The sequence below is a fragment of the Phaeobacter sp. CC-HEC084 genome (genome assembly GCF_059429255.1).
Genome location: NZ_JCAIJQ010000002.1, coordinates 2,455,392 through 2,482,111, shown reverse-complemented (window position 1 = coordinate 2,482,111; position 26,720 = coordinate 2,455,392). Strand labels below are relative to the sequence as shown.

At 59.0% G+C, this 26,720-nt stretch carries 22 protein-coding genes and 1 pseudogene; 9 read left to right on the top strand and 14 right to left on the bottom strand.

The window, feature by feature from the left end; translation table 11 throughout:
* Positions 1-2: 2 nt before the first annotated feature.
* Positions 3-1,667, top strand: a complete 1,665-nt coding sequence (locus AC5SSZ_RS12035) for a ShlB/FhaC/HecB family hemolysin secretion/activation protein (protein WP_495438300.1) — start codon at positions 3-5, stop codon at positions 1,665-1,667.
* Between the two features lie 51 nt (positions 1,668-1,718).
* On the opposite strand, the pseudogene AC5SSZ_RS12030 reads toward AC5SSZ_RS12035, so the two are convergent.
* Both AC5SSZ_RS12030 and AC5SSZ_RS12025 read right to left on the bottom strand, forming a co-directional pair.
* Positions 1,719-2,885, bottom strand: a pseudogene (locus AC5SSZ_RS12030) (IS3 family transposase).
* A 565-nt stretch (positions 2,886-3,450) separates the two neighbouring features.
* Complete coding sequence (locus AC5SSZ_RS12025; protein WP_495438299.1) at positions 3,451-4,419, bottom strand: helix-turn-helix transcriptional regulator; 969 nt, start codon at positions 4,417-4,419, stop codon at positions 3,451-3,453.
* A 143-nt stretch (positions 4,420-4,562) separates the two neighbouring features.
* Here AC5SSZ_RS12025 and AC5SSZ_RS12020 point away from each other — a divergent pair, with 143 nt between their 5' ends.
* Both AC5SSZ_RS12020 and AC5SSZ_RS12015 read left to right on the top strand, forming a co-directional pair.
* Positions 4,563-5,276, top strand: coding sequence for an SDR family NAD(P)-dependent oxidoreductase (locus AC5SSZ_RS12020; protein WP_495438298.1), 714 nt, complete (start codon positions 4,563-4,565; stop codon positions 5,274-5,276).
* A 109-nt stretch (positions 5,277-5,385) separates the two neighbouring features.
* Positions 5,386-5,907: an SRPBCC family protein gene (locus AC5SSZ_RS12015; RefSeq protein WP_495438297.1), complete on the top strand. Its 522-nt coding sequence runs from the start codon at positions 5,386-5,388 to the stop codon at positions 5,905-5,907.
* 522 nt (positions 5,908-6,429) lie between these two features.
* Here AC5SSZ_RS12015 and AC5SSZ_RS12010 read toward each other — a convergent pair.
* The 3 genes from AC5SSZ_RS12010 to AC5SSZ_RS12000 all read right to left on the bottom strand — a co-directional run bounded on the left by AC5SSZ_RS12010 (position 6,430) and on the right by AC5SSZ_RS12000 (position 10,052).
* Complete coding sequence (locus AC5SSZ_RS12010; RefSeq protein ID WP_274838742.1) at positions 6,430-6,681, bottom strand: putative hemolysin; 252 nt, start codon at positions 6,679-6,681, stop codon at positions 6,430-6,432.
* Positions 6,682-6,704: 23 nt separating this feature from the next.
* Entirely contained in the window at positions 6,705-8,594 is a 1,890-nt protein-coding gene (locus AC5SSZ_RS12005) for an amidohydrolase (RefSeq protein ID WP_495438296.1), read from the bottom strand.
* 462 nt (positions 8,595-9,056) lie between these two features.
* Positions 9,057-10,052 (bottom strand): LysR family transcriptional regulator, encoded by a 996-nt coding sequence (locus AC5SSZ_RS12000; protein ID WP_495438295.1) that lies wholly within the window; start codon positions 10,050-10,052, stop codon positions 9,057-9,059.
* Between the two features lie 44 nt (positions 10,053-10,096).
* Here AC5SSZ_RS12000 and AC5SSZ_RS11995 point away from each other — a divergent pair, with 44 nt between their 5' ends.
* From AC5SSZ_RS11995 to AC5SSZ_RS11970, 6 genes are all read left to right on the top strand, one after another.
* Positions 10,097-11,071: a Bug family tripartite tricarboxylate transporter substrate binding protein gene (locus AC5SSZ_RS11995; RefSeq protein ID WP_274835140.1), complete on the top strand. Its 975-nt coding sequence runs from the start codon at positions 10,097-10,099 to the stop codon at positions 11,069-11,071.
* Between the two features lie 88 nt (positions 11,072-11,159).
* Positions 11,160-11,657: a tripartite tricarboxylate transporter TctB family protein gene (locus AC5SSZ_RS11990; protein ID WP_274837844.1), complete on the top strand. Its 498-nt coding sequence runs from the start codon at positions 11,160-11,162 to the stop codon at positions 11,655-11,657.
* A 13-nt stretch (positions 11,658-11,670) separates the two neighbouring features.
* Entirely contained in the window at positions 11,671-13,161 is a 1,491-nt protein-coding gene (locus tag AC5SSZ_RS11985) for a tripartite tricarboxylate transporter permease (protein ID WP_274835138.1), read from the top strand.
* Positions 13,158-14,351, top strand: coding sequence for an acetylornithine deacetylase (gene argE, locus AC5SSZ_RS11980; RefSeq protein ID WP_495438294.1), 1,194 nt, complete (start codon positions 13,158-13,160; stop codon positions 14,349-14,351). Before AC5SSZ_RS11985 ends, argE begins: the two co-directional genes overlap by 4 nt.
* A gap of 883 nt (positions 14,352-15,234) precedes the next feature.
* Positions 15,235-16,065: a glycosyl hydrolase gene (locus AC5SSZ_RS11975; RefSeq protein ID WP_065272795.1), complete on the top strand. Its 831-nt coding sequence runs from the start codon at positions 15,235-15,237 to the stop codon at positions 16,063-16,065.
* A 134-nt stretch (positions 16,066-16,199) separates the two neighbouring features.
* Positions 16,200-17,783 (top strand): tetratricopeptide repeat protein, encoded by a 1,584-nt coding sequence (locus AC5SSZ_RS11970; RefSeq protein ID WP_495438293.1) that lies wholly within the window; start codon positions 16,200-16,202, stop codon positions 17,781-17,783.
* A gap of 212 nt (positions 17,784-17,995) precedes the next feature.
* Here AC5SSZ_RS11970 and AC5SSZ_RS11965 read toward each other — a convergent pair whose 3' ends face one another.
* The 9 genes from AC5SSZ_RS11965 to tnpA all read right to left on the bottom strand — a co-directional run bounded on the left by AC5SSZ_RS11965 (position 17,996) and on the right by tnpA (position 26,715).
* Positions 17,996-18,274 (bottom strand): hypothetical protein, encoded by a 279-nt coding sequence (locus AC5SSZ_RS11965; RefSeq protein ID WP_065272797.1) that lies wholly within the window; start codon positions 18,272-18,274, stop codon positions 17,996-17,998.
* Positions 18,275-18,397: 123 nt separating this feature from the next.
* A complete protein-coding gene (locus AC5SSZ_RS11960) occupies positions 18,398-19,321 on the bottom strand; it encodes a glycoside hydrolase family 26 protein (protein ID WP_065272798.1) in 924 nt (307 codons plus the stop codon).
* Between the two features lie 46 nt (positions 19,322-19,367).
* Positions 19,368-21,188 (bottom strand): glycosyltransferase family 2 protein, encoded by a 1,821-nt coding sequence (locus AC5SSZ_RS11955; RefSeq protein WP_495438292.1) that lies wholly within the window; start codon positions 21,186-21,188, stop codon positions 19,368-19,370.
* On the bottom strand, positions 21,175-22,170 hold the full coding sequence (galE, locus tag AC5SSZ_RS11950) for a UDP-glucose 4-epimerase GalE (protein WP_495438291.1): 996 nt from the start codon (positions 22,168-22,170) through the stop codon (positions 21,175-21,177). Before galE ends, AC5SSZ_RS11955 begins: the two co-directional genes overlap by 14 nt.
* Positions 22,167-23,159 carry a UDP-glucuronic acid decarboxylase family protein gene (locus tag AC5SSZ_RS11945; protein ID WP_274833018.1) on the bottom strand — a complete coding sequence of 331 codons (993 nt, stop codon included), beginning with the start codon at positions 23,157-23,159 and terminating at the stop codon, positions 22,167-22,169. Before AC5SSZ_RS11945 ends, galE begins: the two co-directional genes overlap by 4 nt.
* A gap of 868 nt (positions 23,160-24,027) precedes the next feature.
* Positions 24,028-24,330: a hypothetical protein gene (locus tag AC5SSZ_RS11940; protein WP_495437889.1), complete on the bottom strand. Its 303-nt coding sequence runs from the start codon at positions 24,328-24,330 to the stop codon at positions 24,028-24,030.
* Positions 24,294-25,865 (bottom strand): IS66 family transposase, encoded by a 1,572-nt coding sequence (gene tnpC, locus AC5SSZ_RS11935; protein WP_495437891.1) that lies wholly within the window; start codon positions 25,863-25,865, stop codon positions 24,294-24,296. The genes AC5SSZ_RS11940 and tnpC overlap by 37 nt, the downstream gene beginning before the upstream one ends.
* A gap of 68 nt (positions 25,866-25,933) precedes the next feature.
* Entirely contained in the window at positions 25,934-26,287 is a 354-nt protein-coding gene (gene tnpB / locus AC5SSZ_RS11930) for an IS66 family insertion sequence element accessory protein TnpB (RefSeq protein ID WP_495437894.1), read from the bottom strand.
* Positions 26,284-26,715 carry an IS66-like element accessory protein TnpA gene (gene tnpA, locus AC5SSZ_RS11925; protein WP_495437897.1) on the bottom strand — a complete coding sequence of 144 codons (432 nt, stop codon included), beginning with the start codon at positions 26,713-26,715 and terminating at the stop codon, positions 26,284-26,286. Before tnpA ends, tnpB begins: the two co-directional genes overlap by 4 nt.
* Positions 26,716-26,720 lie beyond the last annotated feature (5 nt).

The window sequence follows — 26,720 nt, the reverse complement described above, 5'->3', positions numbered from 1 at the left end:
CAATGAAAATGACCAAGACCCCGGGCCTTTTGGCCCTCCTTTACGGTGCGCTGCTAGCCCTTGTGCCCGCGCCGCCCGTCACGGCGCAGCAAGGCCCCGCACCGCAGCTTGGGGCCCTATCGGGTGAAGAGGCCCTGTTGCCCCGACTCAACGGCCTGGCCCTGGTGGCCCGTGCGCCGGGCACCACCGCCAGCCGCCAGACCGGGGTGCAGATCTCTCAGCGGCTCGAGGCGCCCGACGAGGCCGCCCTGGCCGCGCGCCTGCAAGACGCCATCGGCCGCCCGGCCTCACTGGAAAGCCTCCACCGGCTGGTGGCCTATGTGCGGCTGCACTTCCGGGATGCGGGCTATCCGTTCACATTGGTGACCCTGCCGGAACAGGACATCACCCATGGCTCCGTGGCGATTCTGGTGCAGCCCTCGCTCTTGGCGCAGGCCCCGGCCGTGGATGGTGCGGAATACTTCGAGGCCGAAAGCTACCGCCGCGCGATCCGCGTGCAACCCGGACAGACCATCAATGCCGAGATCCTGGAAGCGGATGTCGCGCTGCTGAACGCCAATCCCTATCGTGATGTGCGGCTCGTCTCGGCGCCGGGCCAGGAGCCCGCCACCACGGCGTTGACCTTGGTGACGCAAGAGCAACGACCCTATGACTTCACGCTTGGGCTCAGCACGGACGTTTTTGACGGTGAAGCGAGTACGAACCTGAATGGCAGCGCGATTTTCGGGAATGTGTTGGGGAGAGGAGATGTGCTGCGGTACGATCTGGGTGCGGATCCGGGCAACTCCACCTCCATCGCTCATACGCTGACATTCAGCCATTTCCTGCGGGGCGGGCGAAGGCTCCAGGCATCGGCCTATTACACCAAGCCAAAAAACGAGTTTTCGGGGGTTTTCCGTCAGGTCCAGTCGACTGCGCGCTTTGGCCTGACCTATCACGCGCCAGGCCTTGGCACGAATGCCGGAGAGCAGCAGGACTGGTATGTCGGCGTTGAGGTCTCCAGCGAGGAATACGAGCTGCAATTCGCGGGCATTCCAGTTTCGCGAACGGATGTAGACCTGGCCTATCTAAAGGCCGGTTGGAGCCGCGCGCGGAGGCTCGAGCGGGGGCAGCGCAGCTACGGGGTGGATCTGCTGCTCAGCCCTGGTGACTTTAGTGGCGGAAATTCCGACGCCCGGTTCGATGCCGCAAGGTCAGGGGCCACAGCTGACTATGCCATCCTGCGGCCGCGGTTCTCGCAGTCAATGGCGCTTCCGGTGGGTGGGACATGGTCGATTGCGGCGCGTGGACAGATAGCGACAGGCAAGCTGTTGCAATCACAGCAATTTAACGCGGTGTCAGGCAACGCCGTTCGGTTTGGCGATGTTTCTGTCTACGGTGATCATGGTCTCGCGCTGCAAAACACCCTGACTGTTTCTGACTGGACTTTCGGCAACTGGCGCTTCACACCGCAGCTAATGGGGGATGTCGCCGCAGTCCGCTGGACCGGAAACAGCACCGGCGCATTGCGGAATACGCGACTGGCGGTTGGCCTTGGCGCAGGGATCAACGCCGATATTTCGGGGCGTGCAACTCTGTCGTTGAATGCAGGGAGATTGTGGTGGCAAACCACCAAAGAATCGCGCAGCGCGTTTGCCCTATCGTTCAGTTTGAGTGTCGGGCTTTGAGCGCGGGAAAGCGCCGGTGGTCGGCCCCACCTGAGTGGTCCAGCTTAATTGTTAGTGCATGATCAGTCTTGGGTCCATCGGTACGATGGTTTCCTGGGCTGGAGGGCGGTAGCCCAAAGCACTGTGTGGTCGTTTCGTGTTGTAGTGTTTCCTCCACTGTTCGATCAGGGACTCCGCTTCCCGGAGGCTGTAGAAGACTTCCCCGTTCAGCAGTTCATCCATTGCCCGGCAGGCGCATGCAACGCATGCTGCCGAGAGGGGCGGAACCGGGCGTTGAAGCTTTCGCAGTAGCCATTCTCCCAGGGTGACCCGGGTTGATGTAAGCGGTCTTGGCGCCGACGGCCTTGATCCAATCCTGGACGGCCTGAGCTACGAACTCAGGGCCGTTGTCGGACCGGATGTAAACCGGGACGCCTCGCATGATGAACAGATCGCTCAAGGCGTCGATCACGTCACCCGAGTTCAGCTTGCGTTTCACTTAGATCGCCAAGCACTCCCGGCTGTGCTCGTCTAGGATGTTGAGCATCCGGAAGACCTTTCCATCATCGGTCCAGCAATGAACAAAGTCATAGCTCCAGACGTGGTTGCGATACTCGGGGCGCAGCCGGACATATGATCCGTTATTCAGCCAGATCCGTCCCTTCTTCGGTTGTTTCATTGGCACCTTTAGCCCCTCTCGCCGCCATAGGCGCTCGACGCGCTTGTCGTTCACCTCCCAGCCCGCATCTCTCAGCAGAGCCGCGATGCGACGATAGCCGTAACGGCCGAACTGGCGTGCCAGCTCAATCATGTCCGCGACCAGCCGTGCTTCGTCGGCCCGGCCTTGCGGCACCTTCCTCTGCGTGGATCGGTGCTGCCCCAGGACACGACAGGCGCGCCGCTCGGACAGCCGGAACCGGGTGCGGACGTGATTGATGCAGGCACGGCGGCGAGCGGGGCTCAGTAGTTTCCCTTTGCTGCCTCTGCCAGGATCAGCTTGTCCAGCGTCAGATCCGAGACGGCTTTTCTCAACCGTTCGTTCTCCTTCTGGAGGCGTTTGAGTTCCCTGAGCTGGTCGGTTCCCATACCGCCATATTGCTTGCGTCAGCGATAATAGGTTTGCTCAGTTATGCGAACTTCGCGGATCGCATCCACGCGTGTCGCGCCCTGTCCGACAAGTACCTCAACCTGCCGCAGCTTCGTGACAATCTCTTCTGGTTTGTGTCGTTTCGTAGCCATTCTGGCCCTCCGTTTTCCTAAACATAACGGCGGACCACTTCAGTGGGGCAAGACCAGGTATGGAGTTGATACTTGCAGTCTGTGACCCTGATGCCGTACAGGGCGGAGAAGAGGACTACGTTTCTCGCTATGTCTCAACGGTAGTGAAACGCGCCCTGACGAGCACGGATACTGAATACATCGCTGTCTTTTTATCTGTTGGCACGGTCGACAAGAGATGCGTTGAAAGCATACTGGGCTGACCGGTTGGGGCTCCAACCGGACCAGCGGCAATGCGGCGTGTGATTTTGCGCGAAACACTCTGTCACCCGCCCTTGTCAGTCACACCGGGGCCCGCTCCCAGCCCAAAGTGACCGATGCGAAGCGAGGTTGGCTCTCGTTGCCGCACATGCACAAATCGCGCCTCGACTTCCCGGAACCGGACATTCAAGCTGTCAAACGCGGCATTTTGCCCTCAATGTCGGCAGTGGAGCCCAGTCTACCGCTTTTTCATCTGGCGAGGCGAGGAACCTAGCAGATGGTTGTCAGAAGTGGTTCATGACTGACGCAGTCCGATACGGGATCATCAGACCACCCCTTCGGCGTCTCGGTTGACAAGACGGAACTGGCGCGGCGTGACATTTGCCGTGCGCAGGAAATCACGCTGGAAATGGGCCTGGTCGGCGTAGCCACAGCAATAGCCGATCTCGGCAAGGCTGGTATCGGTTTCCACGAGGTAAATGGTAGCCGCCTTCATCCGCGCGCGCCGAAGCACGCGCGAATAGCTTTGGGATTCACCGGCGAGGCGCCGCTGCATAGATCGGTCGGACAGGGCAAGCAGCTTGGCTGCATCGGAGCTTTTCCAGGAACGGCCGAGATCGGTTTCGAACAATGCGGCAAGACGATCAGATAGGCGCGCGTCGCCCGCGCCGGGCAAGGTCGGCGGTCCTTGGTCGCTGGGGCCGTTCAACGCAGTCCAGGTGATGTGGCAGCGCGCTGTCTCCGTTTCCGGTGCGAATGTGGCATCGCGCAGGTCGTGCGACCTGAAGGATTTTCCGCCAATTTCCAACCGGCACTCCTGCGCTCCGATGGCCATGACCAGGCCGAGAAGAAGCCCGGCGATCAGGCAGTTTTCTCCTGCCGTCGCAGGACAGTCCCGGCTGGTACGCACACACAGAAAAGCGCTGGAATGCGTTTCGATCCAGGTATTGTGAGAGGAGTGGTAGTAGCGTTCAAGGCGCATGAACTTTTCGGCCAGCACTCGTGGAGTTGCCGAGCGCCTCATGACGGTAAGGGCCGGGGTTTCCGCTGCAGTATCAAGGTACTGTCCGACGCTAAGCAGCAATCCCGGACCGTGGCGCTCCATAACGCGCTGCACGAGCGATTGCTTTTGGCCGACATCAGCCAAGGCACCTCTCATCGGGTCGGCAATGGTGGCGCCTTCAAGAAGCTCGGGGGCCTGATCAGCGATGGCTTGAGCCAGAAGAGCGACCAGCCCGGAGTAGGTAAACTGTTCCATTTCGACCTGGTCCTGTGTCAGAGTATCCAGCGCCATTCTATCATCCTTGCACCGGAGATTATTGAACAATCCCGCCAAGGTTTGCGGCTGTGTGTTTTCGCGGGAGATGGCGCAATACTTCAATAAATCCAGACACCCGATAGCGAGAGTCTTGTCCATTCACATCGAAAGGGCACACGATGCAGTATATTCGGAAATCCATTGTCGTAACCGGCGCCAGCCGTGGAATCGGAGCCGCGCTGGTGAATGCCTATGCCGCGCAGGGCGACGAGGTGATTGCCGTCGCGCGGTCGCTTCCCAAGGCAAGTAGGAGTAATATCCAGCCGCTTGCCGCCGACCTTGCTACCGACGCGGGAATTGCTCGCCTCGTCAGGGCGATCGAGGAATGGGGGCAGGGCGTTGACATCCTGATCAACAATGCGGGTATCCAGAACGAGATCGCGCTGACAGGTTTCATTGAGCCGGCAACCATCGACGCCGAGATTGCCCTGAACCTTGCAAGTCCGATCAAGCTGAGCCTGGCGCTCATGCCCTTCCTGCGGGGGCCGGGCAGCACGGTGGTCAACGTCACCTCGCTGGTGGCATTGCACCCCAAGCCCTCGGCCCCGGTCTATTCGGCGACGAAAGCGGGGCTGTCCTCATTCACCCGCGCCCTGCGACATCAGATGAGCGGCAAAGGCATCGCGGTGGTCGAAGTGATCCCTCCAGTCGTCGCCACCGACATGACCGCGGGCCGGGGCCACGGCAAGCTCTCTCCCGAGGACATGGCTGCCGCCATCATCGCCGGTGTTGCGCAGGGCGCGACGCTGGTAGCGCCGGGCAAGTCGAGGCTCGTGATGCGGCTCAATCGCTTTCTGCCCGGTCTCGTTGCGAGGTTCCTCGCCAAGGAGTGAGTACCGGCCCTGCCATCCTCTTCGGCATTTGGCGGAATTTTTCAATAATCCGGACCGCCCGGCAGGCAAACAGACCATATCGAATCCAACCAAGGGAAATAATATTGACATGTTTAAATACATCATTGCATCGCTCTCAATTGCCAGTGCCGCCCTCCCACTGCAGGCCGGCACGACCAAGAGCCTTACCCGCCTTGAAATCAACACCTCGATCGACATTCCGGCACCCGCCGATGTGATCTGGGACATCTTGGCCGACACCGACGCCTATCCTGAGTGGAACCCATATCACGTTCGTGTCGAGGGCGAGATGAAGATCGGCGAGCAACTTGCCGTTCACGTCGAGAAGCCCAACGGAACCGCAGTGACTGTGAACCCGCACCTGATGGAATACGATCGAGGCAAGAGCCTGGTGTGGGGTGGCGGCCCGGCCGGTATCTTTCGCGGCGTTCATCGGTTTGATCTGGAAAGCCTGTCCCCCACCTGCGCGCGACTGCACCATACCGAGGTGTTTTCCGGCCTGTTCATCTCCTTCGCCGAGTTGGATGCGATCGAGCCGGGTTATGTGCTGATGAACGAGGCCCTCAAGGAGCGCGTCGCGGCGCTGCGCGAGAACGGGAATGGCTGCTGAACACGGCGAGGCCTCAATGCGCAGAAAACGGCTTGAAACCTGAGACAACCCGCGATTGGCCGCACATATCAAAGTCCGGTCTGTCCGCACACCGGGCCTTGAGTCGTGTCGGCAAAGCTGCACATGGGGGCGAATGTCCGCTAAGAGCCCAAATACGACCTTCCAGAAGGGCGCAGCGCAGGCTCTGCTGCAGGCGCGAGAGGTTTCCGAAGAGCGGACCTTCGGCTCCGCTCAGCTGACCAGGGCGATGCTGCAATCAGTGCAGAAGTCAGCGAAGCGCAGATAGTGACATTTGCAAAGTCGCGGGATTTGGCAGCTGGGCGGCGTTCACATGCTGCATGAGCAATGGAAAGAGCAGACCTTCGCCGCAAGTGCAGTCTGCAAATATCATTTGACGGAAGGCAAGCGGGACTTTCCAGACCATGCAGGGAGACATCCAATATTTTGCGAATGACCCAAACTGGCCGTTACTCAACGGCGCCATGGATGGCTGCATAGCTGTTAACTTCGTCACCAGTCGGTTTACTGATCCCTGAAGTAAGCCCAGGCATCGACTTCGGTTCCGTCCGCGAGAATGCAGACGCCGGTTTCTGAACCGTCATCGGCGCGGCGGATCTCATAAGTGCCGCCTTTGTCGACACAGTAGACCGCGGCGGGATTGGAAAGGCCGGTTGCTCCCGGTTGCTCGCCATTGGCCTCATCCTGCGAACAGCCGGTCATCGTTGCGCCGACCGCGATGAACAAGACAGCCAGTACTTTGCGTTCAACATTCATATGCGCTCCCTCGCAGATTTGGATCAATGCACGCCATGGGCGACCGTCAGCGCATGATGGAGGGCGGCCTCCGTGAATTCCTGTTTGACTTGCGGTCCTCCCGGCAGTTCGAGCGAGGCCTTCCGCTCTGGCTCTCCTGCGGGAAGCATGCGCCCTTCCATGACCGTGCCCCAGACGCCGATATTGCGGATTTCCATTGCATCGACCGAAAGAGGATTCGCATCGAGGATCGTCAGGTTCGCGCGCTTGCCGGGAGAAATGGTCCCGATCTCGTCTTCCAGCTTCAGCGAATAGGCAGCCTCGATGGTGACGCCGCGCAGCGCCTCCTCGACCGTCACCCGCTGATCGGAGCCAGCGACGCGGCCCGAGGTGGTGAGACGGTTCACGGCGCACCACATCAGGAATAACGGATCCGCCGGCGCCATCGGCATGTCGGAATGAAGCGACCACCGGACACCCGCGCGCGAGAGGTCGCCGAGACGCACCATCTCGTTCGCGCGTTCGGGGCCGAGCCCGACCTCGCCATACTGATCGGACAACGCCGTGACATAGTAGGGATTGCCGCTGACGATCGCTCCGAGCTTTTTGATGCGGGACACCTGGTCGGCGCCGCTCACCGCGAAATGGGCGATCACCGTGCGGTGGTCATAGCGCGGGTTGCGCCGCAGGTTGGCCTCGAGCGTGTCGAGGACGCGGTTGAGGCCCTCGTCGCCGTTCACGTGAATGTGGATCTGGTACCCCGCATCCCAGTAAATGCGGAAGGCGCGCTCGAAGACGTCCCTGTCCATCATCCACTCGCCGCTGTGACCGTCCAGGTAGGGCTCGCGCACCTGCATGCGTTGGGAATAGATGGCCCCATCGGCGAACAGCTTCGCTTGCTTCGATGTCGTGCTCGTCATGCCGCCGTACCAGGAGGCGAGCTTTTCGGTCTCGGCGATGACCTGTGCGTCATCGTCGTACATCCCGACGAGGCTCTTGCCGTCGGGCATGAAGGACCAGCGGAATGGCATGTCGGGGCTAGAGAAGACAGCATTCACACCGTCCTGCACCGGCCTGGAAAGGATGCCGCCGGGTTCGTTGCCGATCGTGATGCCCTTCGAATGCATGTAGTCCCTTACGATTTCCAGCCCCGCCTGAAGCCGTTCGGGACTGGCAGCCATGGTGGCGATGTACGGCAGAACGGCGAACATCCCCTGTTCCCAGAAATGGCCGTCCTCGAAGCTGCTCTGCTCCCCGGCCGAGGCGGAAAAGGCGTCGTATGCCTCCTGCGTGAGACCGCCGCGTTCCAACGTGGCGGTGTTGAGGAAGAACTCGTGGCAGGAACGCCCCCAGACGAGGATCGGCCGGGTCGTGCTGATAGCATCGAGTTCGGCCCGCGTCAGAGGTCCGTAAAAGGAAGGATGGTAGCCCCAGGTCAGTACAGGTTCGTCGGGATCGGACCGCGCAGCCACAGCGGCAGTCAGCCGATCGATGAAGTCCTGCTTGTCCTTCACGGCAGGGACCGTCCCCGTCGGCAGGACCCAGTCCTCGATCGACAGGATCTCGGACGACATGCTGAGCGCGGCCAGAACCGGGTGATCGTGCTGGGACACGAAGCCCGGAACAATCACGTGATCGGCGAAGGTCGTGTCGACCTCGTAGGACTGATCGCCGAGGATCGCGACTGTATCCTCAAGGCTGCCAACCCAGAGGATGCGCCCGTCCACGACTGCGACCGCTTCCGCGACGGGCCGTGCCGGGTCGAGCGTTACGATTTCTCGAGCAGTATAGATGGTAGCCTTTGGCGAAGCCACGAAGAGGCTTCCGACGTCCTGAAGCGACCCCGTCTGCGCCATGACCCGCCCCACGGGCGTTAGTGCCGTTGCACCAGCAATACTGGCACGGACAAAGGTTCTGCGGTCTAAAATGGGCATTTTGAAAAATCTCCTCACCGACGAACGCGCGCGCCTCGAGCGCACTCGAGATCCGGCGGAGCCAACAAACTTTCTAGTCGCAGTGGCAACTTTTTGCTTAGCATTGATCGAAGGTCCGGTTCGCGCCAGACGATTCAAAGGCGGCGCACTAGTAGGGCAAGGTCGAAATGGGCTCGAAGCGGACCTGCGCCGACGCAGAGGAGGGATCGACGCTCCAGACACGATACATTGACCCCCTGCGGCCCAAACCGGCCGTTCGATCCTCTCGCAACCGCAGAGAATGTCCACTTGCCACCCGGAAATGCATGGGCTGACACTGCTTGAGTGGTCATGAGGCACGGGGCCGCTTTGGGCTGAGAAAGTCTAGCATATCCAGTTTCATATTGGCGCTGAGCGCCAATATGACAGCCATCGGGTGTGGTAGCTAGATGCCGTTGTCGGGGGCAGATGCAACGCTTACGCTCAAAGCACCAAGCCTTGGCTACGCAGGCGCGCGATTTCGGTGGCGATCACGTCAGAAAACGCCTGGCCCACCGCGCTGAGCGGGCGGTCGCGGGGGGTGAATTGGGCGATGTCCCAAGCGATGGAGGGCAGGAGCGGGCGGTCAACCACCTGGGCCGGATCCAACAGGCGGCAGGCCACGGGATCAACGATGGCGAGTCCTAATCCCATTTCCACGAGTTTGACCACACCGCGCAGGTTGCGCATCTCGGCGGTGATGTTCCGCTGCACGTCGATGGTCTGCATGAGGTAATCGACCCGGGTGCGCAGTGGGCTGCCCGGGGCCAGATCGACAAAGCTCTCGCGCCGCAGGCGGGGCAGGGGGATTTCACCCGGCTGATTCAAAGGGTGATCCACCGGCAGGATGCAGCGCGCTTCGCAGCGGGCCAGCGTGCGTACCGTGGCGCCAAAAGATTCGGCCTCCAGGGTGATCCCCAGCGCCAGATCGCAACTGCGTTCGGCGATCATGCGCATCATTTCCTCCATTCCGACATCGACCAGGCGGATGCTGACACCGGGGTGACTGCGGCTGAATACGGCGATGGCATCCAGCAGAAACGTATCGCAGAATACTGGTTGGGCGGCGATCACCAGATGGCCGAGTTGCTTATTCGCGATAGCGGCTGCTTCCTCTTCAATGTCGCGCATGGCGGCGAGGGCACGCTGCACCGTCATGTGATATTGAAAGGCCTCGGGTGTTGGGGCCAAGCGGTTGCGTTTCCTGAGAAAAAGAGGAAATCCCACGTGCTCTTCAAGAGCACTAAGCAGGCGGCTGACGGCTGGCTGACCCAGCCCCAAGAATTCACCAGCAGTCTGCACGCTGCCGAGACGCATGAAAGCATCAAAAGCCTCGAGTTCTCGCACTTTGATCATCTTGTTGCTCCCCTCAGTATGTAATTTTTGCATACTAGAGGTGATCCTTGTCAATATTTGAATACTGTGGAACAGGATCCCCATCGTAAACTCCGGTCGGGCTCCCGGCCGCTTTGTGGGAGGATACCATGAAAAAATTCATCTCAGGCTTTGCTCTGGCCGTCTCGATGGTCGCTGGCGCTGCCATGGCAGCTGACTATCCCGAAAAGGCCGTGACCCTGGTGGTTCCCTATGGCCCCGGCGGTGCCTCCGATCTGGCAGGCCGTGCCCTTTCCGAAAGTGCAAAGCCCTATCTGGGACAGCCGGTGACCGTGGTGAACAAGCCTGGCGCAGGCGGCATGAACGGCGCGCGGTTCGTTTCCGAAGCGGATGCGGACGGATACACGATGCTGCTGGCCCGCGTTGGTATGGCGCTGACCCCGGCCGTGAACCCGCAGGCTTCGGTCGATTGGGACGCGTACACCTTCGTGGGTAGCCTGGAAGCTACGCCGATGATCCTCGCGGTGAAGGGCGATGCCGCCTATGACAGCGCGGAAGATCTGGTTGCCGCGGTAAAAGAGTCCGAGGGCCGCATGGCCTATGCGGCCTCCGGCGCGACCGCAATCGATGGGTTCACCGTGCAATCGCTGCTGTCGGATGCTGGTCTGGATCCGCTGACTGCTGCGACCTTGGTGCCTTACAAGGGTGGCGGAGCACTGGCGACCGCGTTGCTGGGCGGTCACGTGGACTTTCTGGCGATCTCGGCGGGTTCGCTGATGCCGCATATCGAGAGCGGAAGCATGAAGCCGCTGATGGTCTTTGCTCCCAAGCGTATGGACAAGCTGCCCGAGGTCCCGACCGCGGCTGAGCTGGGATACGAGCAGGCTGGTCAAGTCACCGGCTGGAGCGCGCTCTATGCACCCAAGGACCTGCCGGAAGACGTGATTGCCAAATGGCAGGACGTGCTGGGCCAAGTGGCTACAGATGAGACTTGGCTGACGCTGGCCGAACGCCGCGGGTCAATCTCGACGGTGGGCGCCGTGGACATGCCCGCCTATGCCAAGGCGCAGTACGAACTGTTCAACGGCCTGGCGAAAAAGTTCGGCTACCTGCCCGCCGAATAAGCCTCCAGCGCTTTCACTCACAAGACCGGAGCGGCCCCGTTCCATTCGGGCGGGCGGGGCTGTTCCTCCTACAGCGAAAGATCGAGCGATGACCAAACCTCTCTTTCGCGGCCTTTTGATCGCAGCCTTTTTTGCCCTTGTGGCCGCCGTGCTGATCCCGGTCTATGTGCCGCGCCCCGCATTCATTCCCGGATTTGCCCCTCCGCCCGATATGTGGCCGCGTACGGTGGCACTTATCGGAACCGGTCTCGGCCTGCTGGCCATTGTACAGGCAGTTCTGGGACGCGGCCTGCCAAACGAGGAGTTGATCGAGACCGATGGTGCTCCTGTTGCCACCATGGTGCTTCGGGCGCTGGGCGCCGCTGCTGCCTTTGCGGGCTTTGTTCTGGTGGTGCCGCTGGCCGGATTTCCCATTGCGGCAATGGCTCTGACGGGACTGTGCATCCTGCTCACCGGTGAACGCGGTCACGTCCTGTGGGCGCTGGCGATTTCCATCCTCGGACCGCTCCTCCTTCTGACATTTTTCCAGCAGGCGCTGGGCACGCAGTTTCCCAAAGGGATGCTGACGACGGCGATCGGGATCTGAAGGGACTGACACCATGATGAATGACATTCTGATCGCGTTGCAGGCGGTCGCCACGCTTGAAAACCTCCTGATCATGGTCGCAGGTATCTGGGGCGGTGTGATCATCGGCGCCATACCGGGCATGACTGGTACCATGGCGGTTACGCTGGCGTTGCCCTTTACCTTCTACATGGCGCCGGTCCCCTCGATCCTGCTGCTGGTGGCACTTTACAAGGGGTCGACTTATGGCGGCTCGGTTTCGGCTATCCTGATCAAGACGCCGGGCACCGCCTCGGCCGCCTGCACCGCGCTGGATGGATATCCGCTGGCGCAGCAGGGAAAGGCGGGCAAGGCGCTGAACATGGCGCTCTACTCGTCGGTTACCGGCGATTTCATTTCCAACCTGTCGCTGATTTTCCTTGCCGCGCCGCTGGCGATGCTTGCGCTGCACGTGGGGCCCCCGGAATATTTTATGCTGATGCTATTTGCCCTCACCACGGTTGCCGGGGTGTCGGGAAATTCGCTGCTGTTGGGATTGGTTTCAGCCGCCATGGGCCTGCTTCTGGCCACTGCGGGAGAGGATATGTACGGTTCCTTCCGCTTTGCCTTTACCGATGACATGCAGGCGGGACTGTCGGTGGCGCCTGTTCTGATCGGTCTGTTTGCCCTGCCCGAGTTGATCAAGATGATCGTCATGCGGGCGGCCCCCGATCAGGAGACCGCTAAGCTGGGTGATCAGAAGGTCAGTCGCGCGGAATTCCTCAGCTCGCTGAAGTCGATCCTGCGCGGCAGTTCCATTGGTGTGATCATGGGGGCGATCCCGGGCATCGGCCCTTCGGCTGCGGCGTTCTTCTCTTATGGCGAAGCGCAGCGGAGTTCGAAAAACGGCAAGAACTTCGGCAAGGGAGAGCTGGAAGGCATTGCAGCCTCCGAAAGCGCCAACAACGGTGCCTGCGGGGCGACCATGATCCCGCTCCTGGCGCTGGGCGTGCCCGGTGATGTGATCACCGGCGTGATGCTCGGAGCCTTCATGATCCAGGGCCTGACCCCCGGGCCGCTGCTGTTCCAGACCAACATGCACGAGATCTACATGCTGTTCATCGGCATGCTGTTCTCCTCGGTGTTGCTGTTCGGGGCAGGCAAGCTGACGATGCGGATGTTCTCTTATGTTGCACATATTCCGCAGACCCTGCTGACGCCGACGGTGCTTCTTTTGTGCCTGTTCGGGATCTATTCGATCTCGTCCAGCATGTTCGACGTTACGGTACTCCTGGTGATGGGCTGCGTGGGCTTTGCCATGTTCCTGCTGAATATCCCGGCTGCTCCCTTCCTCATCGCCTTTATTCTGGGACCGATGATCGAAGAGAACCTGCGCCGTGCGCTGGCGCTTTCGCGCGGAGAGCCGGGCATTCTACTGTCCTCCCCGATCACCTGGGTGTTTGCTGCCCTGATTGTTTTTGTGGTGGGCCTGACCGTGCGCCGCGAAATCCAGAAATCCAAAGAACGAAAGGCCCTGATCTCATGAGCCAGCCAGCGCGAGCCATCGCCCCAAGCCATCCACAACTGGAGCAGGCCAAAGAGCACCTGCGGGCGCTGATCGGATTTGATACCGTGTCTAAAAATCCGAACCGGCCCCTGATCGAACATATGGCGGTCCATTTCCGGAAGTTGGGGGCGGAGATCACCCTTTTGCCGGACGAGAGCGGGCAGAAACTGAACCTGGTGGCCCGGTTCGGCCCCGAAGACCAGCCGGGGGTTGTGCTGTCTGGTCATACCGATGTGGTTCCTGCCAATGAGGAGACCTGGCTCACGCCGCCCTTTTCCATGGATGAGCGTGATGGGCGCCTTTACGGTCGCGGCGCCTGCGATATGAAGGGTTTCGCGGCCTGTGTCATGGCCGCCGCGCCTGCCTTTGCTGCAGCAGATCTGAAGCGTCCGCTGTACCTGTGCTTTTCCTATGACGAGGAAGTCGGTTGCCTTGGCGCGCCGGATATCGCCCGCCATCTGGCCGCGCTGCCGGTGCCGCCGGAGTTTGCCATCATTGGCGAACCCTCTGACATGAAGCTGGTCACTGGCCAGAAGGGCAAGATCGCCATGCGAGCCACTGTTACCGGCACCTCGGGGCATTCGTCCTTCTCCCCGCGCCATGTGAACGCGGTGGAATACGCCGGCAGGGTGTTGCAGCTGATTACCGAACGGGCCGCAGCGTACGAGACCGAGGGGCCGTTTGACGGAGAGTTCACCGTGCCTCATGCGACCTTGCTGGCGACCATGATCTCGGGTGGAGTGGCCACCAACGTGACCCCGGATCATTGCAGCTTTACCTTCGAGTTGCGTTCGATCGGGGAGAATGACCCGGAGGGAGAGATGGCGGCGCTGATTGAAAGCGCCGGTGAAATCAACGCCGAAATGCAAGCGCGTGCGCCCGGGTGCGGCATCGCGTTCAGTCGCATCTTTGCCTATCCGGCGATGAACGATGCCCGCAACAGCGCCGGTTTTCGCGCGCTGGCGGATCTGATGCCCGAATATGGCGGTAAGGTATCTTACGGCTCCGAAGGGGGCGTGTTCGAACAGATCGGCGGTATCCCCTCTGTCATTGTGGGGCCCGGTTCGATCGAACAAGCGCACAAGCCCAATGAATTCGTCGAGATCAGCCAGATAGAGGATTGCTTGGAGTTCCTGGAGGAGCTCACCGTGCGCCTGAGTGAAGCCTGAAACTGATTTGGTCCTTCAAAGTGCAAGTAAACAGATGGGCCGGGGTAAATACTTCGGTCTATTATTCTGGAATGCCTGTTCTGGAATGTCGCAGTGCTCTAGCAGAATTAGGATGCATCACGAGTATTGTGGGGTTGCACAGGAAGACATTGTGACCGGCATAGTCTGCGATGAAGAGCAGGTCGAAAATACCTTTTAGCTCTCAGGACAATGTAGCGAAGTCCACCGGGGCACAATTTGACCACGGGTTCCAACTTTGAACAATCCGCTTCCTTCACACCAAATGGGATCAAACATGGCAGGATGGTTGAGGTAGATGGCGACGGCAGCAGGCTCCCGCAACCAACCTTAATTGGATACTCATGCGTGTTCTCATCAAGCCCTTCCACAGAAGGGCTTTTTGCGTTTTGAACCAAGTCGATGATTGCCGCCAGCGCGCCTTCAAGATGGTCTGCCTGACTGGCGGGATATCGGGGCGCCGAAAGAGGCGACGTATCCGAAGCCGAATAGGCGTTTGCCTCGCGGTGGTGCTGCTTACCTGTCACAGCAGCCAAGGAACCATTCAGTCCTGGTCTCGGGGAACTGGGCTAAGACCCTTTTCCGTGCGACAAGGCTTCACAGCGGCAATGAGGCAGATGAGATGGGCCAAAACGGGTCCAAGGGGTTGTGAAACGGGATCGAAATTCTCATCCCGGCAAGAAACCCTTCAGTATTCTCCTAAAAAAGTAAGTAAAAATAGGAATGTACGAGAGAAAACGAGCGTCACAGTTAACAATTTATACCCACTTCTTGCCCAAGAATGGCCGTTCTAACGCGTTAGACCGCCTGAACCCCAAGTCGCGTCAGGCGGCTTGAGTTGACAGCAACTTGGAGAGGCGGGTTCATGCTGCGCTATGTGTTTGCGACACTTATGGCCATGATGATTGTTGGATCAGCGCAGGCTGAGAAGGCAGGGGTCGGAGCCTGGGAAAATTCCAGCTATACCATGTTGAAATGGCTGGAAGATACGCCGGCGCTCGGGTGGTATTACAACTGGCGACCCGATCAGATGTATACCAGCCGCCGCCACCGACGCAGTGTGGAATTCGTGCCCATGATCCACAACGTGTCGGATGTGAACAAGCCAATACAATCAGATTTGCCCGTACGGCATCTGCTGGGGTTCAACGAACCGGACGGCGAACGCAGACTGTCCGTTGCACGCGCGGCCGCATTGTGGCCCAAGCTGGAACGGCGTGGTCTGCGCCTAGGCAGCCCGGCCACCACACAGGGCGGAACGCTGGGGAAAAACTCGTGGCAACGCCGCTTCATGAACCAAGTCGAGGCGCGCGGGCTGCGTGTCGATTTTATGGCGGTGCACTACTATTCCACCAACGGTAGCGTGAGGGAATTTCGCGACTGGCTGACAGCTGTTCACGCGGAATACAATCGCCCGATCTGGGTAACCGAATTTGCTTATGTTGACTGGCACCGACCCGGATCCGCGACCTATCGGAAAAATGCCAAATTCGTTGAAGATGCCATGCGCATGATGGAAGGCCTGCCATTCGTGGAAAGACATGCTTGGTTCGCCGCCAATCCCTACACTTGGAATGGCCACACTCCGCATCTGAACCTCGTCAATGACGATTTGACCCTGACCCCGACGGGGCAGGCATTTGACCGGACCCTCAGCCAGCTGGAAGCCCTGCGCGTTTCCAGCCGGGAAAACTAGCGCACTATAAATTTGGTGTCGCCTGAGCATTCTGTATTTGGGTAGGATGCGGCCCGGTAATTCATTCAGCCTCATACCATTGCTAAAGCAGTTGAGTTTGGATCGCCTCTGCGCCTCTGCGCAGGGCTGTGAAATTGAACCGTTTAGAAAAGCCAATAGAGCGGCGCGTGTCTCCCGCTACCATAGGATCATACATTTGCCGGATCTGGATTCATTTGACAAAGGCGGCCTCAAAGGCGTCTAATAAAAGGGTAAATAGTGAGGGAAGGGAAATGTCCGTACGTCCTCCTCTATTGAAACGAATTGGCATCGGTCTTGTTGTAATTCTCAGCGCCACCGGGCCAGCCATTCACGCCCAAACAACTGAGTTTGACGCCTTGCAAGAGGCTGTCGCAGACCCGGGCGCCGTTGACGCTCAACTCCAGCTTGGTGAAATCCTCCTTTATGGCAACAGGGGACTGCCCCAGGACAAGGATCGGGGGATGGCGCTGATTTCACAGGCAGCGGCGGCCGATCACACGGCAGCGCAAGCGGTGTTGGGCAAAGTCCTGCTCGATGGCTATTATGTCGAGGCGGACCCTGAAAGGGGAGTGCGCCTGCTGCGCACGGCCGCTGACAAGGGCAATCTGCTCGCAGAAGAAACGCTGGGGCAGGCGCTTTTGTGGGGCCTGGGAACACCTGCTGACCCGGGCAAGGCGCGCGACTATCTGAGCTTGGCAGCGCAGAAGGGAAGCCCGGATGCAATGCGCATCCTGGGGGAACAACTCATCAGTGGCCGGATCATTGAGCAAGATCTGGCCACCGGTGTGCAGTTGCTGGAACGCGCCGTGGATATTGGCGATGCTGAGGCCAAGGTGGCTCTGGGCACTTTATTGTTCTTTGGTGGCGACCTACCCAAGGACCGGCCCCGCGCGACCGCGCTTTTCAAAGATGCGGCAATGGCGGGCAATGGCGAAGGCCTGCTCCAACTTGGCGCGGATATGATGTGGCGTCAGACAGACCGCAAGACCGCAAAGGCCCTGCTGATCCAAAGCGGGGAGCTGGGCACTGGCGCGGCCTGGGCGACCCTGGCTGAGGGGGCGATGTTCGGATACCTTGGAAAGGACCGGCGCGGGCAATTCGAAACCTTTGCCGAAAAGGCGCGTGCGGCAGGTGAACCCCGTATCGCTAAGCTGGAGGCGTTGCGACAGCTATACGGCATCAATATGCGCGCAAGCGGTCCAGATGCGATCGACATGCTTGAACAGGCGTCAGAGGATGGCAACCCCGAGGCGGCTAAATTCCTGATCCAGCTTGTCCGCGACGGTAACCGGCTCAATGTCAGAAAGTCACCAAAACAGGCTGCAAGATATCTGGAGCGCTATTCCCACCTTCTTGACGAGGCGGACCGGGAGCGGCTGGAGTTTACCCTGAAGCTGGCGGGCACGCGGCGGTCTGACCTGTATGACGAATTTCTCGCAGAATTCAAAAGTCGACCAGACCTGAAGAGCACCGACTTCGGCATGGATATCTTTGCCAGCAACCCGAATTTCGCGATTTTCGTCCTGCAATCCAGGTTCAAACAACAAGGCAAGGCTGTTGGCCCCCTAGACGGGTATGCAGGGCCACGCACCCTGAAAGCTTTGTGGAATGCCTGCCGGACCTTGCCGGATACGGAACCCTGTCAGGATACCGTGATGCAGCCCAGGGTCATCGGAGCGCTGCTGGCTCAACGATGATGTGCAGGGGCCGGAGCCCGGACTGACAGATGCTTGATTGAAAGAAAAGGGTGCCAGATCCACTGGGGGCAGCCTGGCCGGGTTGTGCACCGCATGTGGCGCGCGCCGCAGACCTCCCGTGTCGGCGGCAGACTTGCTCCGCAAAAGCGGAGAGGTCATCTTTTAGAAAGATGTTGGTCTAGATTCGACCGGGGATCGCGGCGATCACGGCTTTAGCCGCGATAGCAACGTGACTTCTGGCCAAACCCTGCCGGAGAACAAATCCACGTGGCCCCGCCGCGCGTGCTCATCCAAGAGGCCCGCCGCGCCGCCTGACGTGCACGTGCTTCGCGTTTGCTCACCTTCTTGCCATTGGCCATCCAGTTGAAAGCATAAACATTCTCGACGCTTTGCTGTTCTGCCTCGGCGGCTGCAGTCATTGGGATCGCAGTGATTGCCACAATAAACCCAACACTGAGCGTCGCAGACACCCAATCGGTCGCTGTCTTCATAAACATTGCTCGCTGCCCCTAGCTTGCTCCGGTGGTTTCCCCACCATTGATGCGCTAAATTAAGGCATGCTTATGGTTAAGCAATGGTTGATTTGTGGCTGCTTTGTGAGTGGCGAATTTTTGCTAGTTGCCAACCTCCTGATCGTCGCCGATCACTCGGTTTTCCAGGCGCCAATCCGGCAAGCCATATCCATCTGGCCAGGGGTAGACCTCTTTCTGGTTGAAGTAGACCACACCGGACAACAGCGGTTTGTCGGGCTGTGGTTGCCGAACTTCCCCTTCCCATTGCGCCACGTAGGCGGCGCTGCCGACAAAGCCAAGCTCTGCAACGATGACCGGCTTGCCGAAAACTTCTACACGAGCATAGGTTTCGTCCAGCCACTGTTGGTACTTGCGCGCGCCGCCGAGAATATCGATCTCCCATTGCTCGAGACCGAAAATCGACAGGCCTACAATATCAACGTAGTCGTCACCGGGGTAATAATCCTCCAGCCCGTCATCCCCTGCGGGCGACCAGACAACAGTGATGTCCGGGGCCTGATCACGGCAGATGTCAATCATCCGCTTGTACGAGGTGATATAGTCTTCCGGATCCCAATCTGACCAAATGAATTGGCCTTCGTTGCGCTCCATTTCATGCGCCCACCGCACAGAGATCGGGCTTTGCAGATCCTTGAGCACCTGGCAGATGCCGCGCATATTGGCGTCATAATAGCCATTCAGGATGCCATTGCGCAGAAATTCCGGTGTGTTGCGTTCGTCCACGGTCCAGGTCCAGGGTTCGATCGTGACCATCAGGGCGCGCCCGCGTTCCAGCGCATATTCATCGGCATCCAGAAGGGAAATCAGCGACACGTCCTCCCAGGGCAGGAAGACATGCTCAATCACCGCATCGGGTTCGTCGCTATAATCTCCCTCAGGGTCAAATGCGCCATAGGGCATGTTGCCGGGAGGAAGAGGCGCAGCGGACAGGATGAGGGGAGATCCCGCGATTGCAATCGCAGCAAGTATGCGCCTCGCGCGAGAGACTGGTTTGAAACGTTTCATAGACCCGGTCCTCCTATACTGTGGTCACCGCACTGGGTTTCTTCGGTCACCACGCTGGGGTGCGTTCATCACCCCAGTCAAAATTAAACCTATATCCAAACGGATCTCGATGTGCGCTGCCAGCCCCTGCGACGTTGACCTGCACGTCGACGATTTGCACCGATTCAAGGCCAATCGACAGGGCATAGGCGCTTTCTGCTGCGCGGATCGTAAAGGCGCTGAACAGCAATGTCGCTGTGGTCGCCACAACCCCCGTCTGCACTACAACATCCCGCCACTGTAATCTGACGGGCCATCCGTTCTCGTAAAAATGTCTCAACACCGTCACGGTCAGTGTGGCGGTATAAAGGCTCCCGGAAAACAACGTCAGGAGATAAAAACCCTGCGCCTGTTCCAGATGTTCCGCCAGCAATACCGGCAGGATACACCCTAAAGCCAGAATCGCATAGACCGCCCAGACCTTGACCGGCAAACGGGTTGGCCCGGTATCGCCCTTGGGGGTGATCCGGAAATCGACAAAGCGCCCTGTTAGGCTGTCTCGTAGGGCTGAAATGCAGCCCCACAATACCCAGGGCCATTGCAGCATCAGGAACAGGGTCCGTTCCCAGCTGATAAGGGGGGCATCCACGGGGCGGAAAACCTTCAGCCGCCGCAGGGCGCTTGCCAGCAGCAGCAAGGCCGCGATTTGTGGCACCGCGTGGAGCAGGTACTGAGGAAACGTGATTTCCGCGTAACGGACATCGAACACAACCGCGAAAATGGGCAGCAGGTACATCAGCAAGAAAGTCACGCCGAAGATGGGATAGAGCATCTGACAGAACAGGAACTGCCATTTCAGCCGCAGTGGCAATTGTCGCAGATAGTGCGGCGTATGCACCAGCAACAGGGTCACCAGGCTGCGGGACCACTGGAACTCTTGGGTCGCAAGATCGGCCACCGTTGCCGGGCCGTCGCCGATGGCAATCGCATCCAGCGCATGCACCCCCCGCCAGCCTGCCGCATTGATCAGCATTGTTGTGGAATGATCCTCGGCCAGCTCAGGCCCCAATCCGCCAGCCTCCTGCAAGGCACGGGTCCGCACGGCGTAGTGGGATCCGATACACATCGGTGCAAACCCGGCGGTATAGCCCGCCTGCAGCACCCCGTGAAACGCTCCTTCGGTGTGAAGACGCGTGCGCGCCGCCCAGTTCCGGGAGGCGTTGGACGCACAGATGGATGGGGCGCTGACATAGCCCACATCCGCATCTGCAAAGGGGCGCAACATTTCGCGCAGGTAGCCCGGTTGCGGCACGTGATCGGAGTCTAGCTGGCTTACGATATCGTATTCCGCGTAGCCCCAGTGATCGTAGAAATAGGCAAGATTGCCTTCCTTGCAGCGTGTGCGCCTTGGCCAGGTTGCCTGATGATACTCTTCCACTCCTTTGCGGCTGGAAATCTTCACGCCGTGACGGACGCACCAATCTATGGTGTCGGCGCTGGGGTCTTCATCCGCGAGCCAGGTGTCATGCGGATAATCCTGCGCCAGCATCGCCTCAAGCGTGGCCTGCACAACCGCGAACGGTTCTGAGGGCGTCTTGGTCACGATCATGGCCACGCGGAATTGCCCAGGCTCTGGATCGGGCGCGCAGGAGCGAACTGCGCGCAACGCGAAATAGACGAAATAGCATTGCAGGAAGCTCAGCCAGCCCAGCAGCCCGGTCACAAGGGCAAACCGCCAGGGTGATGCGATGTGCTCAGGCGAGAACCACCAGGTCCAGAACCACAGGGTCGCGCCCGCCCATATCCCCAGCAGGGCCCAGAACAGGACCCGTTTGCGTCCCACGATTACACGGGACAGGTTGCGATATCGGGGGTCACGCTGCGACATTGCATTTCAGCCCGAACCACGGGGCCGCATCTTCAATGATCTGGTCCAGCGAAGACAGCTCGGCCCGAAACCCCAGCACCTCGGCGGCGCGGGAAGGGTCTGCAGTCAACGACGGCGGATCACCGGCGCGACGAGGTTCGATCCGGATGGGCAACTTCCGGCCAGTCTTGGCCTCGATGGCGCGCACGATTTCAAGGATCGAATGCCCCCTGCCGCTGCCGAGGTTCAGCTTGATCGATGGCTTTCCCTGCATCAGGTGCTGCAGGGCCAGAACATGCGCCCTGGCCAGATCCGCCACGTGAATATAATCGCGAATGCAGGTCCCATCGGGTGTCGGATAGTCATCCCCAAAGATCGAAAGGACCTCGCGTCGCCCCGACGCTGCCATCAGAGCAAGGGGGACAAGGTGGGTTTCGGGATCATGTTGCTCGCCCAGCTCGCCTTCGGGATCTGCCCCCGCCGCATTGAAGTAGCGCAGGCAGGCAAATGTCAGATCCGTCACATGGGCGAGATCTTCCAGCATCTGCTCGCCAATCAGCTTGGTCCGGCCATATGGATTGATCGGCCGTTGCGGCGTTGTCTCGATGATCGGCAATGTCTCCGGCACACCGTAGGTGGCACAGCTTGAGGAGAATACAATCCGCTTGATGCCGTTCGCGCTTGCAGCCTTCAGCAAGGAGATCATGCCGCCGACGTTGTTGTCGTAATAGGCGTTCGGGTGCTGGACGCTCTCTCCAACATAGGCGGAGGCTGCAAAATGCAAAATCGCGGTGATCTTGTGCTTTGAGATCGCGGCCGCAACCGCATCCTGGTCGCGTATATCGCCCTTTACGAAGGGGCCAAAGCGAACGGCCTCTGCGTGCCCGGTGGATAGATTGTCAAAGACAACGGGAAGATACCCTGCCATTTTCAAGGCCTTGCAGCTATGCGAGCCGATAAACCCGGCGCCGCCCGTAACAAGGATTGAGGAAGCTTGGGTCATTGTCCTGCTGGTGCCTCCGCTTCCTGATCTGCCGCCAATCGCTCACGGTACCACTCGATTGTGGCTGCTAGCCCCTCGTCGAGGTTCACCTTTGGCGACCAGCCCAAGATCGTCTTGGCGCGGGTAATATTGGGTTTGCGTTGTCTGGGATCGTCCTGCGGCAGCGGCCGGAACGTGACACCTGCCCGCGACCGCACCATTTTGACGACCTTTTCGGCCAACTCCAGCATGGTGAATTCACCGGGGTTCCCCAGGTTCACGGGCATCTTCTCATCCGAAGCCATCAGACGGATCAACCCATCCACAAGATCGCTCACGTAGCAGAAAGAGCGGGTTTGCAAGCCGGTGCCATAGACGGTCAGATCCTCGCCTTTCAGGGCCTGCACGATGAAGTTTGACACAACCCGCCCGTCTTCGGGGTCCATGTTGGGACCATAGGTGTTGAAGATCCGTGCAATCCGCGTTTCAACCCCATTGTGGGCGCCATATTCCCAGAACAATGTTTCCGCCACGCGCTTGCCTTCGTCATAGCAGGCGCGGGGGCCGCAGGTGTTGACGCAGCCGCGGTAGCTTTCATCCTGCAGGGAAATTTCCGGATCGCCATAGACCTCCGAGGTGGAGGACTGCAATATCCGCGCCTTCTTGCGGCGGGCCAGCTCAAGCAAATTGAGCGCACCCAGAAAACAGGTTTTGCAGGTATGGACCGGGCCTTCTTGATATCTGTCCGGTGAGGCAGCACAGGCCATGTTGTAAATTTCATCTACAGGCCCTGATATATCTAACGGATCACAGATATCATGCTGGATGAGGCGGAAATGACGATGCTGTAAAAACGGTGCAATGTTGCATCTGTTTCCAGTTTGGAAATTATCGACGCAGATAATTTCGTGTCCTTCATCAATTAAACGTCTGCACAGGTTTGATCCTACAAAACCGGCCCCGCCGGCAATAAGGATAACTTTATGATTTCGTGTAACGACACGCGGCATGATACTGGTACGCAAATCCACTCCTCCCCAAGAAGTGTCAGAGAAAAAAGCAACAATCGGCATAAATGCGAAATGGAAGTGCGTGATATTTCCGACGGTTTGAACTTGCCAGTTCAGCTGTCTATACGACCTCCGGATAAGAAGCCTGCCATAGTCTAATAAAATTTTCAACAAAATAAGGAGATTGGTGCAGGCAGCCTCTGCTTCATACTGAATATGGTGTGGCTTTCCACTTTTTGCCAAATTTGTTCCCGTATGGGTGGTTTGAATCAACGCGTGGTGGTGTCATTTATTGCGAAATTTGCCGTAGGATTTAAGCAATTGACAGCTGCGGCAAAAAGGCCGCGTTAGCGATTCGATACTGCTTCAGATTAATTTCTTGGGTAAAGTCGAGTTTTCGCTTTTACCGTGATGTGGGCGCCGTATTTGTAATTTTGACACGCATCCTGCCGACGGTTGTGGCTCGCCGCTGGGGCAGGGCGCATAATCAATAGAAAAGCTTGCGACGAGTGCGGTTGCTGACAGAAGGGTCTTCGGGCCTTTGTCGTATCAGTGCGCGCGCGCCGCCGATCCTTGAGCCTCCCCAAAACAATCTTGATCGCTGTTTGGCAGTGCATTGCGCAGCAATGTCACGAAAGGGGGGCAGATGCGCGGTTTGTGGCCGCGCATGTTGTAATTCACGGGTGACGGGCCGCCTGAATCCTTGTGATCGGGAACAGGTTTTGGAGGTCATTCCGGAACCCTATGGATGGCGAATATGCACAGAATATGGGTTCAGGCGTTCGGGGCCTTAGATCTTGTAGGCAGTAAGCGCCGGCTGATGACCCTCCGAGTTTTGTCTTGACGATACTTGGGTTGTCGTTGTTGCTCAGCCGATCAGCTTCGCGTCTTTCATGCGTTTGATGGTGTCAGTAATGCTGGTCAGGGTGCCAATTGCACCGAAGGTCTCGCTCTTGTTCATGTTTTTGTTACTCTCAAAAACGTTCATGCCCTGAGTGAGGAGCGCCATGATTTGCGCTTCGTCGATTGCTTTCATGCGCAGGGCTTCAACGATGACGCCCTCCATGATCATTTGCTGAGCCGTAACCTGCCCTGCGATCACCTCGATGCTGCGCTCGAGGTCCTTAATCTTACTCATGAGTACTTTGACCCGTTCGGCTTGAAGTTCCATGGCATCAGGCTTTTGATGTCGTCCTGCATATGTCCATTCAATATCTTGTCCAGCACGTCTTCCAGATAGGCCTGCGGGTTGATGCCGTTCAGTTTGCAAGTGCCGATCAGCGATGCCATGCTTGCCCATGTGACCGCCCCGTCGTCGTTTCCCGCAAAGAGTGCATTCTTTCTTGTAAGAGGAATCGGGCGAATTGCGTTCTCGACTGCATTCGTATCCATCTCGATGCAACCATCATTAAGGAACCGGGTCAGGCCCACCCACCGTTTGAGGCCATACCTGATATGGCGGGCAAGATCCGAGCTGGAAGAGAGCAAGTCAAGTTGCCCTTCCAGCCAGAGACGCAGGGCATCCACGATGGGCTTAGAGAGCTGTTGCCGGACGGCGCGCCGGACGTCTGGCGCTTTGCCGCGGATATCAGCCTCGATCCGATAAAGCTGCGCGATGCGATTGGTCATTTCCAGACAAATCGGGGAGTGTGTCGTGCGGCTATATTCGACGAACCGGCGTCGCCAATGCGTCCAGCAATAGGCCATCGTCCAAGGGTCATTGGTTTTCTTCGGATCGCACAAGACATCGTATCCGGCATAGCCATCAACGGTCAGCTGGCGCCCTTGGAAGTCGCGGAAGATCTCTTGAGCGGTTTTGGCGCTTCGGCTTCTGGAATGCTGGAACACCACGATTGGCGGATCGCCTCCTCCCCAGCCCCGTTGATCGCGGACCACGGCCCAGAGATAATCCTTCCGAGTTTTTCCCGTGCGCGGGGCCAGAACCGGGACCGTGGTCTCGTCTGCGAAGAGATAGTCACTCGCTTTCAGGTCGTCGATCAAGGCGTCGATGAGCGGCGCGAGGTGGAATGCGACGCGTCCCGCCCAATTGGCCAGCATGGTGCGATCGATCTCGATCCCCTCCCGGCGCCAGATCTCGGCTTGTCGGTAGAAGGGGAGGTAGTCGCAGAATTTGGATACGACAGCATGGATGGCGAACCGGTTTGTCCCAAGACCGCGCGGCACAAGGAATTCCGGCGCCGGGGCTTGCGCGTGGGATGTGCCCTTGCACGCCCGGCACATGTATTTGGGACGCACGGTGACCAAGACCCTGAACCGGGCTGGCACGACATCGAGCCGCTCGGTGCGATTTTCCCCGACCCGAACCATCTCACCGCACCCACAGGGGCAGGACGTGCTCGCGGGTTCGATGACCTCTTCGACACGTTCCAGATGCTCCGGCAGCCGCCCTTTATTCCGGTTTGTGGAAGACGCGTGCCGGGACGCCTTGCCGAGCGCTTTATCGGCGGCCTCACCCGCGGCCGCCAACTGCCCTTCCGCGATCTCGATATCTTCCGCAAAGAGATTACGCTGATCCGGATCACCCTTTTCCGAGCTTGAGCCAAACCGCGCGTGCCTGGACTGGAACAAAAGCCGTTCCAGCCGTGCGTTGGCCTCGGTCAGAGCCGCGTTGGCCGCCTCTGCACGGGCCAATCGCTGCTCGAGATCGGCAACGTATTCAGGGCTGATTTGGCTTGAGGCAGGCATGGCCTATTATACACTGCCATGCCCGCTTGCGCTGCAGAATTCGCCCTCATGAGTCACCCCGCCGCATGTTATCCAGCGCACTTGGGTTGACGGCGACGCTCTGCACGCACCGCCTTCCAGTCCAACCCTTCAAACAGGGCCGCGAACTGCGCGGGCGTCAGCCTGATCACACCGTCAGCCGGCCGGGGCCACTGGAATTTGCCCCCTTCCAGATGTTTGTAAACCAGTACCAGACCTGTCTGATCCCAAACCAGAACCTTGATCCTGTCGCTGCGCTTCGATCTAAAAACAAAAATCGCTCCGCTGTACGGATCACGCCCCAGAACCGTTTGGACCACCAGCGATAAACCCGCGTGCCCCTTCCGGAAGTCGATCGGCCGCGTTGCCAGATACACATGGTACGCCCCTCCTGGCAGGATCATGTGGATGCCCTGATGGCAGAAAGAACCTGCCCAAGATGGTCGGGAGCAAATTCTGCTGGCACCAAGATCCGCACGTCCGCGATCTCCAGAACAATGCTGTCGCTCGCGTTCACAGGGGCGACAGGACTGTCGCTGTCATGCCCTTCAACGACAACAGGCACCAAGCCAAGGATGTCGTCATCAGGCATCGCCAAAACCCCCTCACGGGCAGCGCGACGCCAGGAATGAAGCTGGGGCGCGGAGATACCATGCTTGCGGGCGACATCTGCAACCGAAACGCCATCACGGTAACTCTCCAGAACAAGCTCTGCCTTCACATGTTCCGGCCACCGACGCCGACCAGTTGGACCAGTCACAACATCGATACGTCCGCCATATCCTTCTTCGGCACTGTGACAAGTTACGTAATTTTGTACTATATCATCCATAAGAA

What these genes read in the sequence shown, in the direction of transcription:
- AC5SSZ_RS11990 (WP_274837844.1), top strand. Translation starts at nt 11,160, where the DNA reads ATGACCAAACCTCTCTTTCGCGGCCTTTTGATCGCAGCCTTTTTTGCC.
- tnpC (WP_495437891.1), bottom strand. Translation starts at nt 25,865, where the DNA reads ATGCCTGCCTCAAGCCAAATCAGCCCTGAATACGTTGCCGATCTCGAG.
- AC5SSZ_RS11975 (WP_065272795.1), top strand. Translation starts at nt 15,235, where the DNA reads ATGCTGCGCTATGTGTTTGCGACACTTATGGCCATGATGATTGTTGGA.
- AC5SSZ_RS11945 (WP_274833018.1), bottom strand. Translation starts at nt 23,159, where the DNA reads ATGCCGCGTGTCGTTACACGAAATCATAAAGTTATCCTTATTGCCGGC.
- AC5SSZ_RS11960 (WP_065272798.1), bottom strand. Translation starts at nt 19,321, where the DNA reads ATGAAACGTTTCAAACCAGTCTCTCGCGCGAGGCGCATACTTGCTGCG.
- AC5SSZ_RS12005 (WP_495438296.1), bottom strand. Translation starts at nt 8,594, where the DNA reads ATGCCCATTTTAGACCGCAGAACCTTTGTCCGTGCCAGTATTGCTGGT.
- tnpB (WP_495437894.1), bottom strand. Translation starts at nt 26,287, where the DNA reads ATGATCCTGCCAGGAGGGGCGTACCATGTGTATCTGGCAACGCGGCCG.
- AC5SSZ_RS12010 (WP_274838742.1), bottom strand. Translation starts at nt 6,681, where the DNA reads ATGAATGTTGAACGCAAAGTACTGGCTGTCTTGTTCATCGCGGTCGGC.
- AC5SSZ_RS11955 (WP_495438292.1), bottom strand. Translation starts at nt 21,188, where the DNA reads ATGTCGCAGCGTGACCCCCGATATCGCAACCTGTCCCGTGTAATCGTG.
- tnpA (WP_495437897.1), bottom strand. Translation starts at nt 26,715, where the DNA reads ATGGATGATATAGTACAAAATTACGTAACTTGTCACAGTGCCGAAGAA.
- AC5SSZ_RS11965 (WP_065272797.1), bottom strand. Translation starts at nt 18,274, where the DNA reads ATGAAGACAGCGACCGATTGGGTGTCTGCGACGCTCAGTGTTGGGTTT.
- AC5SSZ_RS12000 (WP_495438295.1), bottom strand. Translation starts at nt 10,052, where the DNA reads ATGGGGATCCTGTTCCACAGTATTCAAATATTGACAAGGATCACCTCT.
- AC5SSZ_RS12035 (WP_495438300.1), top strand. Translation starts at nt 3, where the DNA reads ATGAAAATGACCAAGACCCCGGGCCTTTTGGCCCTCCTTTACGGTGCG.
- AC5SSZ_RS12015 (WP_495438297.1), top strand. Translation starts at nt 5,386, where the DNA reads ATGTTTAAATACATCATTGCATCGCTCTCAATTGCCAGTGCCGCCCTC.
- AC5SSZ_RS11940 (WP_495437889.1), bottom strand. Translation starts at nt 24,330, where the DNA reads ATGGAACTTCAAGCCGAACGGGTCAAAGTACTCATGAGTAAGATTAAG.
- argE (WP_495438294.1), top strand. Translation starts at nt 13,158, where the DNA reads ATGAGCCAGCCAGCGCGAGCCATCGCCCCAAGCCATCCACAACTGGAG.
- AC5SSZ_RS11985 (WP_274835138.1), top strand. Translation starts at nt 11,671, where the DNA reads ATGATGAATGACATTCTGATCGCGTTGCAGGCGGTCGCCACGCTTGAA.
- AC5SSZ_RS12020 (WP_495438298.1), top strand. Translation starts at nt 4,563, where the DNA reads ATGCAGTATATTCGGAAATCCATTGTCGTAACCGGCGCCAGCCGTGGA.
- AC5SSZ_RS12025 (WP_495438299.1), bottom strand. Translation starts at nt 4,419, where the DNA reads ATGGCGCTGGATACTCTGACACAGGACCAGGTCGAAATGGAACAGTTT.
- AC5SSZ_RS11995 (WP_274835140.1), top strand. Translation starts at nt 10,097, where the DNA reads ATGAAAAAATTCATCTCAGGCTTTGCTCTGGCCGTCTCGATGGTCGCT.
- galE (WP_495438291.1), bottom strand. Translation starts at nt 22,170, where the DNA reads ATGACCCAAGCTTCCTCAATCCTTGTTACGGGCGGCGCCGGGTTTATC.